Source organism: Paucibacter sp. XJ19-41 (assembly GCF_028462495.1).
Lineage (GTDB): Bacteria > Pseudomonadota > Gammaproteobacteria > Burkholderiales > Burkholderiaceae_C > Roseateles_E.
In genome coordinates this window covers 794-11,471 of sequence record NZ_JAQOWX010000148.1, presented here as the reverse complement: position 1 = coordinate 11,471, position 10,678 = coordinate 794, and the positions used below count along the sequence as shown (strand labels likewise).

Genomic DNA, 10,678 nt, shown 5'->3' with positions numbered 1-10,678 from the left:
ATCGCGGGCAGGGCGGTCGAGCGGCGCGAGGGGAAGAAGGCGAAACGCTGGATGCCCATCGCCGTGACCAGGCGGGCGAACTGATCCTCGACCACATCGGCCAGCGCGCCGACGATCAGCAGCTCGGGCTCATGAGGCTGGATGGAGATGGGCAGCACCGGCACCAACGCCGCCAGGCAGGCGTCCTCGCCCTGGGTGAAGGTGGTCTCGATGCCGCTGCCCGAGTAGTTCAGCACCCGCACCTGGGGCATGAAGCGCTCGCTCAGGCGGCCGGCGGCGCGCGACAGGTCCAGCTTGATGACCTCGGACGGGCAGGAGCCCACCAGGAACAGCAATCGGATATCCGGCCGGCGCTCCAGCAGGCGCTGGACCACCCGGTCCAGCTCGTCCTGTGCATCGGCCAGTCCGGCGAGGTCGCGCTCGTCGAGGATGGCGGTCGCGAAGCGTGGCTCGGCGAAGATCATCACGCCGGCGGCCGACTGGATCAGATGCGCGCAGGTGCGCGAACCGACCACCAGGAAGAAGGCGTCCTGCATCTTGCGGTGCAGCCAGATGATGCCGGTCAGGCCGCAGAAGACCTCGCGCTGGCCACGCTCCAGCAGCACCGGGGCGTCGCTGCAGCCCTGGTCCAGCTGGATCGGAATGACGGCGCTCATGTCGCCGCTCCGGCCGCCAGGCTGGCCGCATGGTCGAGTCGCGCNCGGAATGACGGCGCTCATGTCGCCGCTCCGGCCGCCAGGCTGGCCGCATGGTCGAGTCGCGCCATGCGCAGCTTCCAGATGAACTGGGCGGCATTGATCACATAAGCGGTGTAGGCGGCCAGGGCCAGCCACATCTGCTGCTGGCTGCCGAGCGAGCCGGTGGTCCAGGCCAGCACATAGGCGGTGTGCAGCGCCAGCACCAACATGCTGAACATGTCCTCCCAGTAGAAGGCCGGCGCGAACAGCCAGCGGTCGAACACCACCTTCTCCCAGATGCAGCCGGTCACCATGATGGTGTAGAGCGTCAGCGTCTTGACCAGCACCGAGAGTGCGGCGGCCTGCTCGCCCTGGCCCGTCATCAGGAAGCGGACCACCAGCACCAGGCTGACCAGGAACACCAGGAACTGCAGCGGCGCCAGCAGGCCCTGGACCAGTGTCCAGACGCTGGCATCGCGGCGCTCGCGCTCCTGCGGTGTGTACAGCGCGGTACGTACAGCGGGTGAAGCGGCTTGATTCAGCATGGAGCCGAATCTAGGCCTGCCCCCAGCATCTGTCAATTAGAATTGACGTAAACAAAACTAGACATTTTTCTGCCAATGGGGAAAATCAGCTTGACGCCGACCGCGACGGCACCGAAAGTCGGACGCGCTGCAGATGTCAATGCGAACTGACTGCGGCGCCGAGGCATAACGACAAAGAGCGACAAAGAGTTCAGGACGAGACAAAACGGTTAGCAGTAGCGATCACTGACGCTGCCCAGCGCCGAGAGCCGAGGCCAGTCTTCCCCGGTTGCTCAGAGTGAGCCTTGCTGCCAATCCACCCACGAGGAGATACGTGGTGGCTGGATGGACACACAATCGACTGGCCAAGCGCCAGCAAGCACCGCTGCCCGCAGCAGACGGTTCCCGCAGCGGCAGTGCAACGGGCGATGAATCGCTGCACCGACCCGATCCGCCGACGCTGGCCGAGCTGCTGGCGCGCAAGAGCGCCGAGCTGGTCGGCCAGCCGCGGCAGCTGAGCTTTGACGAGGAGCGGCCGCGGCTGAGCTCGCCGCATCTGGTGGCCAGCAACACGGGGCAGGACATGCAGCTCTCGCGCATCGTCGAGCTGGAGATCATCCCGCGCCTGATGCTGATGCACAGCACCCAGCCGCTGCAGAACCGCCCACCCTTGCCGGCCATGGTGCTGACCGTGGACCATGTGCACACCCTGGCCCATCTGTCGGCCGAGGGTGAATCGGACAGCGCCGGCAGCTATGTGCGGGCCCTGCTGGACGCCGGTGCCTCGCAGGAGCAGGTGTTTCTCGACCTGCTGGCGCCCTGCGCACGCTGGCTGGGCCAGATGTGGGACGACGACCGCTACGATTTTTCGCAGGTGACGATTGCCTTGTGGCGCTTGCAGCGGGTGCTGCACGAGCAGGGCAGCCGCTTCAACCAGGTCGTGCAGCCCGACGCCGACAGCCATCGCGCCCTGCTGGCCGCCGTGCCGGGCGCGCAACATACCTTTGGTGTGATCATGGCGGCCGAGTTCTTCAGCCGGGCCGGCTGGGACGTCGAATGTGACCCCAAGGCCAGCTGGCCGGACCTGCAAGCCCGTCTGAATGGCGGCTGGTTCGATATGTTCGGACTGTCAATCGCAACTGGCGACAGCATCGCCCATGTAGCGTCTGCTATCCTTGACATGCGAGAAGCGTCGGCCAACCCGCTGATTTTTGTGATGGTCGGGGGGCCGATGGCGGCTGAACTGCCGAATCTGGCGGCGCTTTGCGGCGCCGACGCGATGGCTTGCGAGGCTGGCAGCGCGGTGGCAACCGCCAACTGCGGTGTCGGCAGGCGCGTCAAGCAAGCTTGACGTCAAGTGGACGCATTATCCTTCTCGTTCACCCCAGTCTTCACCCGTCCCGGCAGCAGTTGATGCCGCCTCTTGCAACTCAGGGAGCTCGATGCAGAACCTTGGCACATCGGCCGATCAGCTGTTTGAAGCTCCCGAGCTGTACTTCTCCGACCTGAATGCCGACGTCCTGGCTGCGGCGGTCTCCGCTGCGGCCGATCTGGCCCTGGTGCTGGACAACCAAGGTGTGATCCGCGACATCTCGCTGGGCACCAGCCATACCAAGGAGCTCGGCGAGCTGCGCCAGTGGGTCGGGCGGCGCTGGGTCGAGACCGTCACGGTCGAGAACCGCGCCAAGATCAGCGCGATGCTGGCCGCGGCGGCCGGCGGCGCCGGCCCGGAGCTGCAGGGCCAGCGGCCCGAGCGCCAGGTCAACCATCCGCTCGCCGGCGGGCTGGATCTGCCGGTCAGCTACAGCCTGGTGCCTATGGGCGTGCAGGGCCGCATGCTGGCGCTGGGCCGCGATCTGCGCGAGGTCGCCGCCGTCCAGCAGCGCCTGATCGACGCGCAGCAGTCGATGGAGCGCGACTACCTGCGCCTGCGCCACACCGAGGCCCGCTACCGCCTGCTGTTCGAGGCGGTCGACGAGGCGGTGCTGGTGCTCGATGCCGGCTCGCTGGTGGTGTTCGAACACAATGCCGCGGCGGCCCGGCTGCTGGGCGATTCGAGCAAGCGCATCGTCGGCCGCGCCTTCACCGAGCTGCTGGCGGTGGAGAGCCAGGCCGAGTCCTATGCCAAGTTCTCGCAGGCCCGCAGCGCCGGCCGCAGCGACGAGATGACGGTGCGCCTGGCCCATGGCCATGTGGAGCTGAAGCTGGCCGCCACCTTGTTCAAGCAGGACAGCACCAGCTCGCTGCTGGTGCGCCTGTCGCCGCTGCACGCCGGCCCGGCGGCGGCCGGCCGCGCGCCCGAGGCCCCCTCGCTGCTGAGCGTCGTCAATGCGATGCCCGATGCCTTTGTGCTGACCGATATGCAGGGCCGCATCCTGAGCGCCAACCAGGCCTTCAGCGACATGCTGCAGCTGGCGGTGGGCGAGTCGGTGCAGGGCCAGTCGCTGGACCGCTGGCTGGGGCGCTCCTCGGTGGATCTGAATGTGCTGATCGGCAATCTGCGCCAGCACGGCGTGCTGCGCCTGTTCCCGACTACTCTGCGCAGCGGCTATGGCGAGCCCGGCGCGGTCGAGATCTCGGCGGTGGCGGTGCCCGATGGTCCGCAGGCCTGCCTGGGCTTCTCGATTCGCGATGTGGCGCGGCGCCTGCCGGCCGAGGGCCGCTCGAACCGCCAGCTGCCGCGCTCGGCCGATCAGCTGACCGGGCTGGTGGGACGCTTGCCGCTGAAGGACATCGTCGGCGAAACCACCGACCTGATCGAGCGCCTGTGCATCGAGGCGGCGCTGGAGCTGACGCGCGACAACCGCGCCTCGGCCGCCGAGATGCTGGGCCTTTCGCGGCAAAGCCTGTACGTCAAGCTGCGTCGCTACGGCATCCAGGACATGGGCGGCGGGCCGAACGGCGACTGAGCCTCTGCGCGGCATTTTGCCGTGACGCATGAGAGTGTAAATTAAACTTGACAACCCGCTGCGTCAGCCCAGAATAGGGCTATGCAGCGCCCCGCACTGTCCGCAGTCACCGAACTGCTCAAGCCCATCACCTGGTTCCCGCCGATGTGGGCTTTTGCTTGCGGGGTCGTGGCCTCGGGCATGCCGGCCGAAGGGCGCTGGCCGCTGATCATCGCCGGCGTGCTGCTCGCCGGCCCCTTTGTCTGCGCCACCAGCCAGGCGGTCAATGACTGGTTCGACCGCCATGTCGATGCGATCAACGAGCCGCAGCGGCCCATCCCCTCGGGCCGCATGCCGGGCCGCTGGGGCCTCTATATCGCGCTGATCTGGACCCTGCTGTCCGTGCTGCTGGCCTGGCAGCTCGGCCAGGCCGCGTTCCTGGCGGCCTTGTTCGGCCTCGCGCTGGCCTGGGCCTATAGCGCGCCGCCGCTGCGGCTCAAGCGCAATGGCTGGTGGGGCAATGCCGCCTGCGGCCTGTGCTACGAGGGTCTGGCCTGGATCACCGGCGCGGCCGTGATGGCGATGGGCGAGTGGCCCGGTGCCCGCTCGCTGGCGCTGGCCCTGCTGTACAGCGCCGGGGCCCACGGCATCATGACCCTGAACGATTTCAAGTCCATCAAGGGCGACCGCCAGATGGGCATCGCCTCGCTGCCGGTGATCCTCGGCGCCTCGGGCGCGGCCTATGTGGCCTGCATCGTGATGGCCACGCCGCAGGTCATCGTGGCCCTGCTGCTGTGGCATTGGGGCCAGGGCTGGCATGGCCTCGCGGTGGCTGGCTTGGCTGGGGTGCAACTGCTGATGATGCGTCGCTTTGTGGCCCAGCCGGTGGAGCGCGCCGTCTGGTACAGCGGGGCCGGCGTGCCGCTGTTCGTCTCGGGCATGCTGGTCAGCGCCTTTGCGCTGCGAGGGGCGCTGGCATGAGCCCCCGCCCGGCCGCTCCGAAGGGGGCTCGCACCGCAGTGCCCAGCACGGAGGTTATCCAATGAGCGCACGCAACTTCGGCTGGCTCGGTGTGTTCCGCCTGGGCCTGGTGCAGGCCAGCCTCGGTGCCATCGTCGTGCTGACCACCTCGACCCTGAACCGCGTGATGGTGGTCGAGCTGGCGCTGCCGGCGCTGCTGCCGGGCCTGTTGCTGGCGCTGCACTATCTGGTGCAGATCAGCCGGCCGCGCATGGGCCATGGCTCCGACCTGGGCCAGCGCCGCACGCCCTGGATCATCGGTGGCATGTTCACCTTGGGCTTTGGCGGCTGGCTGGCCGCGCTGGCCACCGTCTGGATGGGCAGCAGCCCGGCCGCCGGCATCGCGCTGGCCCTCGTGGCCTACAGCCTGATCGGCCTGGGTGTCGCGGCCAGCGGCACCTCGCTGCTGGTGCTGCTGGCCACGCGCGTCGCGCCGGAGCGCCGCGCGGCGGCGGCCACCACGGTCTGGATCATGATGATTGCCGGCTTTGTCGTGACCGCCGGCGTGGCCGGCAGCCTGCTCGACCCCTATTCGCCGACGCGCCTGATGTGGGTGGCCGGCGGCGTGGCGCTGGCGGCGCTGGGCCTGACGACGCTGGCCCTGCTCGGGCTTGAAGGCACGAGACAAGACCTGACCCCGGCCGCCGAACGTCCGGCGCCGGCGGACTTCAAGGCGGCGCTGTCCGAGGCCTGGACCGAGCCGCGCGCGCGCCGCTTCACGATCTTCGTCTTCGTCTCGATGCTGGCCTTCAGCATGCAGGACTTGGTGCTGGAGCCCTTTGCCGGCCTGGTGTTCGGCCTCAGCCCCGGGGCGACGACGCGGCTCTCGGGCCTGCAGCATGGCGGCGCGTTGCTCGGCATGCTGCTGGCCGCTGCGGCCGGCAGCCACTGGGCCGGGCGGCAATGGGGCACGCTACGGGGCTGGACGGTCTGGGGCTGTGTCGCCTCGGCGCTGGCCCTGGGCGGCCTGGTCTGCGCCGGCCTGGTGGGCCCGGCCTGGCCGCTGCGTGCCAATGTCTTTCTGCTGGGCCTGAGCACCGGCGCTTTTTCAATCGCCGCGATCGCTTCGATGATGGGCCTGGCCGGTGCTGCCGCTGGTTCCGATCAAGGCCATGAGGGCGTGCGCATGGGCTTGTGGGGCGCGGCCCAGGCGATCGCGTTCGCGCTGGGCGGTTTGCTGGGCAGCGCCGCCAGCGACCTGATGCGCTGGATGTTGACGGACGTGGGCCTGGCCTATGCGCTGGTCTTCTTTGTCGACGCGGCGCTGTTCGTCTGGGCCGCGCGCCTGGCGAGCCGGGTCGAGCCGGCGCGGGGGCCGCGCCCCGCTGTCTTCCTCGCTCAGCTGGAAAGGGCGCCATGAACAACAAGCCGCTGTCTGTGGACTACGACGCGGTGGTGGTCGGCGGCGGCCCCGCCGGCGCCACCGCCGCCGACGATCTGGCCCGCCAAGGCCTGCGCGTGCTGCTGCTGGACCGTGCCGGCCGCATCAAGCCCTGCGGCGGTGCGATCCCGCCCCGGCTGATCCAGGACTTCGCCATCCCCGACGAGATGCTGGTGGCCCGCGCTACGGCGGCCCGCATGGTCTCGCCGCAGGCGGCCAAGGTGGACATTCCCATCGAGGGCGGCTTTGTCGGCATGGTCGACCGCGAGCACTTCGACGAGTGGTTGCGCGAGCGTGCCAGAGCCCATGGCGCCGAGCGGCGCGAGGGCTCGTTCGAGCGACTGAGCCGCGACGCCGACGAGATCAGCGTCGTGCACTTCAGCCGCGAGGACGGCAGCGCCCACCGCGTGCGCACCCGCGCCGTGATCGGCGCCGATGGCGCCCGCTCCAAGGTCGCCAGCCAGGCCATCCCCGGGGCCGACCAGGGCCGCTTCGTGTTCGCCTATCACGAGATCGTCGCGCTGCCCGAGTCGCTACCGGCCGACTTTCTGGGCAGCCGCTGCGAGGTGCATTACTGCGGCGCGCTGTCGCCGGACTTCTATGGCTGGGTGTTCCCGCATGGCGCCAGCGTCAGCATCGGCACCGGCAGCGCCGACAAGGGCTTCTCGCTGCGCGGCGGGGTCAAGCAGCTGCGCGCCAGCGCCGGCCTGGCCCAGGCCCGCACCTTGCGCCGCGAGGGCGCACCAATCCCGATGAAGCCGCTGCCGCGCTGGGACAACGGCCGCGATGTGGTGCTGGCCGGCGATGCGGCCGGCGTCGTCGCGCCGGCCTCGGGCGAGGGCATCTATTACGCGATGCTGGGCGGCCGGCTGGCCGCCGAGGCGGTGCAGGCGCTGCTGCAGACCGGCGATGCCCGCTCGCTGAAGCTCGCCCGCCGGCGCTTCATGCGCGAGCATGGCCGGGTGTTCTGGATCCTCTCGATGATGCAGCGCTTCTGGTACAGCAGCGACAAGCGCCGCGAGCGCTTTGTCAGCATCTGCCGCGACCGCGATGTGCAGCAGCTGACCTTCGACGCCTATATGCACAAGCGCCTGGTGCGCGCCAAGCCGATGGCCCATGTGCGCATCTTCGTCAAGGACATGGCCCATCTGCTCGGGCTGGCGCGGGTCTGATGGCCATGCTCATGCCGGCCTCCCTCGACGAAGCGGCCCTGCTGCTGCACCTGGTCGATCTGGTGCTGCTCGTCAGCCTGCTGGAGCTGGCCTGGCTGCTGCTGCGCCGGCCGGCGGCGATCCGTGGCCTGCTGCCCAATCTGCTGGCCGGGCTGAGCCTGACGCTGGCGCTGCGTCTGGGCCTGGGCGGTGCCGGCCTGGCCTGGATCGCGCCCTGTCTGATGGCGGCCGGTGTGGCCCATCTGCTCGATCTGCAGGCCCGCCGCGCTGAACAAAAAATCCCCACACCCACCCACGCCCCCGGGCCAGGAAGGCAGTCATCATGAGCACAGCTCGCCGCTTATTCATCATCCAACTGATTCCCGTCGCCGGCGCTGGCCTGCTGGCGGGCCGCGCCTGGTCCCAGGCCATGGTCGACGAGAAGGATCCGCAGGCCGCCGCGCTGGGCTATGTGGCCGACGCCGCCAAGGTCGACAAGGCCAAATACCCGAAGTTCGCCGCCGGCCAGGCCTGCGCCAGCTGCGCGCTGTTCCAGGCCAAGGCCGGTGCGGCGTCCGGGCCTTGCCCCTTGTTCCCAGCCAAGCAGGTGTCAGCCAAAGGCTGGTGCAGTGCCTATGCGAAGAAGCCCTGAGCACGGCAGCCCGGCATGAGGCTGCTGCCGCCCGACCTGCCCGAGCGTGCCGCGCTGTCACTGGAGGTGCATGCGCGCCCCTCGGAGCCGCTGGCCGCGCCGGGCCGGGCCAGCTATCTGGCGGTGCTGGTCGATGCGGACGAGCGCGAGCGTGAGTTGGCGCATCTGGCGCGGCTGTGCCGCAGCCACGGCCAGCCCGCGCCGGCCGCCGATGCGGTGCACTGGAGCGGCACTGTCGGCGGCCTGCGCCTGAAGTGGGAGCGCCACGGCGAGTTCTCCAGCTACACGGTGCTGGCGGCGGCCGCCGCTGCGGCACCACCTTTTGGCGAGCCGGCGGCGGCCCAGTTGCTGCCCGGCTGGCTGGCCGGCGTGCCGGGGCTGACCGTCTATGCCGGCCATGCCGAGCTGCTGAACGCAGTGCCGACGCCGGCCGCCCTGCAGCAGGACTTCTTCGCCGGCCATGCGGTGGTCGGCAGCGAGGTCGGCGATGGCGCGGGCCTGGCCTATTCCGACTTCCTGATCCATGCCGACGGCTTTGGTCGCCTGGTGCTGGTGGACCAGGGCTTCACGCCGCTGATGGCCGGCCGCATGCTGCAGCGCCTGTTCGAGATCGAGGCCTACCGGATGATGGCCTTGTTGGCCTTTCCGGTGGCGCGCCGCCTGGCGCCGCGCATCCTCGCGATCGAGCGCGCACTGGCCGGGCTGACCGATGACATCGCCAGCGACGGCGGTCGCGACGAGACCCTGCTGCAGGAGCTGACCCGGCTGGCCGCCGAGGTCGAGAGCGGCCTGTCCGCCAGCCAGTTCCGTTTCGGCGCCTGCCGGGCCTATGCGGAGCTGGTGCGCACGCGCATTGCCGAGCTGCGCGAGCGCCGGCTCAGCGGCCTGCAGACCATCGATGAATTCATGTCGCGCCGCTTCACGCCGGCGGTCGCGACCTGCGCCACCGTGTCGCAGCGCATGCACGATCTGTCCGAGCGCGTGGCCCAGGCCAGCCATCTGCTGTCGACCCGCGTCGACATTGCGCGCGAGCATCAGAACCATGCACTGCTGGCCTCGATGGACCGGCGCGCCAAGCTGCAGCTGCGCTTGCAGCAGACGGTCGAGGGCCTGTCGATTGCCGCCATCGTCTACTACATGGCCGGCGTGGCCGGCTATCTGGCCAAGGGCGGGCGCTCGCTGGGCGCGCCGCTCGATGTCGATCTCTTCGTGGGCCTCAGCGTGCCGCTGCTGGCCTTGCTGGCTTACGGGGCCGTGCGGCGTGCGCGACGGCGTGCGCGTGACAACGAGGCCATCTGAAACTTCATGAGCACCCCATTCCCTTTCTCCGCCATCGTCGCGCAAGACGAGATGAAGCTGGCCATCCTGATTGCGGCGGTCGAGCCGGCCATCGGCGGCCTGCTGGTGCTCGGTGATCGCGGCACCGGCAAGTCCACCGCGGTGCGCGGCCTGGCGGCCCTGCTGCCGAAGATGCGGGCGGTGCAGGGCTGCCGCTATCACTGCGATCCGACCTCATCCTCGCTGTGCGAGGACTGCGCGCGGCGGAAGACCGGCGCGCGCCTTAAGACCGAGGAGCTGCCGGTGCCGGTGGTCGACCTGCCGCTGGGCGCCAGCGAAGACCGCGTGCTGGGCGCGCTGGACCTGGAGCGGGCGCTGTCGCAAGGCATCAAGGTCTTCGAGCCGGGCCTGCTGGCGCGCGCGCACCGCGGCTTTCTCTATATCGACGAGGTCAATCTGCTGGAAGACCATCTGGTCGACCTGCTGATCGATGTCGCCGCCTCGGGCGAGAACGTGATCGAGCGCGAGGGCCTGAGCGTGCGCCACCCGGCGCGCTTCGTGCTGGTGGGCAGCGGCAATCCGGAGGAGGGCGAGCTGCGGCCGCAGCTGCTGGACCGCTTCGGCCTGTCGGTCGAGGTGAAGACGCCGACCGAGATCGCGCAGCGGGTCGAGGTGGTGCGCCGCCGCGATGCCTTCGAGCGCGACCCGGCCGGCTTTGCCGCGCTGTGGGCCAAGCAGGACGTCAAAGTGCGGCGGCAGATCCTGCAGGCCCGCGAGCGTCTGCCCGAGGTCGTCGTCGGCGATGCCGTCCTCTACCGGGCCTCCGAGCTCTGCGTGGCCGTCAACAGCGACGGCCTGCGCGGCGAGCTGACGTTGATGCGCGCCGCCCGCGCGCTGGCGGCGCTGCAGGCCGCGCCCGAGGTGACGCAAGCGCACCTGCGCCAGATCGCGGTACCGGCGCTGCGCCACCGGCTGCGCCGCAATCCGCTCGATGACACGGGCTCGGCCGAACGCATCGAACGATCGGTAGGCGAGCTGTGGAACTGACCGAGCTTGATGCCGGCCAGCAGGCCATCTGCCTGCTGGCCGTCGACCCGCAAGGGCTGG

Annotated in this window: 11 protein-coding genes; 9 read left to right on the top strand and 2 right to left on the bottom strand. The window is 69.7% G+C overall.

Translation table 11 applies throughout. From position 1 onward, the window contains the following. Both PO768_RS25450 and bchF read right to left on the bottom strand, forming a co-directional pair. A partial coding sequence (locus PO768_RS25450; protein ID WP_272648272.1) for a nitrogenase component 1 occupies positions 1-656 on the bottom strand: 656 nt, incomplete at its 3' end. 59 nt (positions 657-715) lie between these two features. Further along, complete coding sequence (bchF, locus tag PO768_RS25445; protein ID WP_272648271.1) at positions 716-1,222, bottom strand: 2-vinyl bacteriochlorophyllide hydratase; 507 nt, start codon at positions 1,220-1,222, stop codon at positions 716-718. A 316-nt stretch (positions 1,223-1,538) separates the two neighbouring features. Here bchF and PO768_RS25440 point away from each other — a divergent pair, with 316 nt between their 5' ends. The 9 genes from PO768_RS25440 (at position 1,539) to bchI (ending at position 10,618) form a co-directional block, all read left to right on the top strand. Further along, on the top strand, positions 1,539-2,552 hold the full coding sequence (locus PO768_RS25440; RefSeq protein ID WP_272648270.1) for a cobalamin B12-binding domain-containing protein: 1,014 nt from the start codon (positions 1,539-1,541) through the stop codon (positions 2,550-2,552). 91 nt (positions 2,553-2,643) lie between these two features. Continuing rightward, positions 2,644-4,110, top strand: a complete 1,467-nt coding sequence (ppsR, locus tag PO768_RS25435) for a transcriptional regulator PpsR (protein ID WP_137940774.1) — start codon at positions 2,644-2,646, stop codon at positions 4,108-4,110. Positions 4,111-4,191: 81 nt separating this feature from the next. Further along, positions 4,192-5,070, top strand: a complete 879-nt coding sequence (chlG, locus tag PO768_RS25430) for a chlorophyll synthase ChlG (RefSeq protein ID WP_262968237.1) — start codon at positions 4,192-4,194, stop codon at positions 5,068-5,070. Positions 5,071-5,131: 61 nt separating this feature from the next. After that, the gene (locus PO768_RS25425; protein ID WP_272648269.1) at positions 5,132-6,469 is read left to right on the top strand and encodes a BCD family MFS transporter; all 1,338 of its coding nucleotides are present in this window, start codon (positions 5,132-5,134) and stop codon (positions 6,467-6,469) included. After that, entirely contained in the window at positions 6,466-7,662 is a 1,197-nt protein-coding gene (locus PO768_RS25420) for a geranylgeranyl diphosphate reductase (RefSeq protein WP_272648268.1), read from the top strand. The genes PO768_RS25425 and PO768_RS25420 overlap by 4 nt, the downstream gene beginning before the upstream one ends. A gap of 11 nt (positions 7,663-7,673) precedes the next feature. Beyond that, the gene (locus PO768_RS25415; RefSeq protein ID WP_272648267.1) at positions 7,674-7,988 is read left to right on the top strand and encodes a hypothetical protein; all 315 of its coding nucleotides are present in this window, start codon (positions 7,674-7,676) and stop codon (positions 7,986-7,988) included. After that, entirely contained in the window at positions 7,985-8,293 is a 309-nt protein-coding gene (locus tag PO768_RS25410; protein WP_272648266.1) for a high-potential iron-sulfur protein, read from the top strand. Before PO768_RS25415 ends, PO768_RS25410 begins: the two co-directional genes overlap by 4 nt. Positions 8,294-8,308: 15 nt before the next feature. Then, complete coding sequence (locus tag PO768_RS25405) at positions 8,309-9,592, top strand: DUF3422 family protein (protein ID WP_272648265.1); 1,284 nt, start codon at positions 8,309-8,311, stop codon at positions 9,590-9,592. A 6-nt stretch (positions 9,593-9,598) separates the two neighbouring features. Then, a complete protein-coding gene (bchI, locus tag PO768_RS25400; RefSeq protein WP_272648264.1) occupies positions 9,599-10,618 on the top strand; it encodes a magnesium chelatase ATPase subunit I in 1,020 nt (339 codons plus the stop codon). The last annotated feature ends 60 nt before the right edge of the window (positions 10,619-10,678 follow it).

Bases quoted from the DNA above. Each gene is read 5' to 3' on its own strand.
- bchF (WP_272648271.1), bottom strand. From the start codon at position 1,222: ATGCTGAATCAAGCCGCTTCACCCGCTGTACGTACCGCGCTGTACACA.
- ppsR (WP_137940774.1), top strand. From the start codon at position 2,644: ATGCAGAACCTTGGCACATCGGCCGATCAGCTGTTTGAAGCTCCCGAG.
- chlG (WP_262968237.1), top strand. From the start codon at position 4,192: ATGCAGCGCCCCGCACTGTCCGCAGTCACCGAACTGCTCAAGCCCATC.
- PO768_RS25425 (WP_272648269.1), top strand. From the start codon at position 5,132: ATGAGCGCACGCAACTTCGGCTGGCTCGGTGTGTTCCGCCTGGGCCTG.
- PO768_RS25420 (WP_272648268.1), top strand. From the start codon at position 6,466: ATGAACAACAAGCCGCTGTCTGTGGACTACGACGCGGTGGTGGTCGGC.
- PO768_RS25415 (WP_272648267.1), top strand. From the start codon at position 7,674: ATGCCGGCCTCCCTCGACGAAGCGGCCCTGCTGCTGCACCTGGTCGAT.
- PO768_RS25410 (WP_272648266.1), top strand. From the start codon at position 7,985: ATGAGCACAGCTCGCCGCTTATTCATCATCCAACTGATTCCCGTCGCC.
- PO768_RS25405 (WP_272648265.1), top strand. From the start codon at position 8,309: ATGAGGCTGCTGCCGCCCGACCTGCCCGAGCGTGCCGCGCTGTCACTG.
- bchI (WP_272648264.1), top strand. From the start codon at position 9,599: ATGAGCACCCCATTCCCTTTCTCCGCCATCGTCGCGCAAGACGAGATG.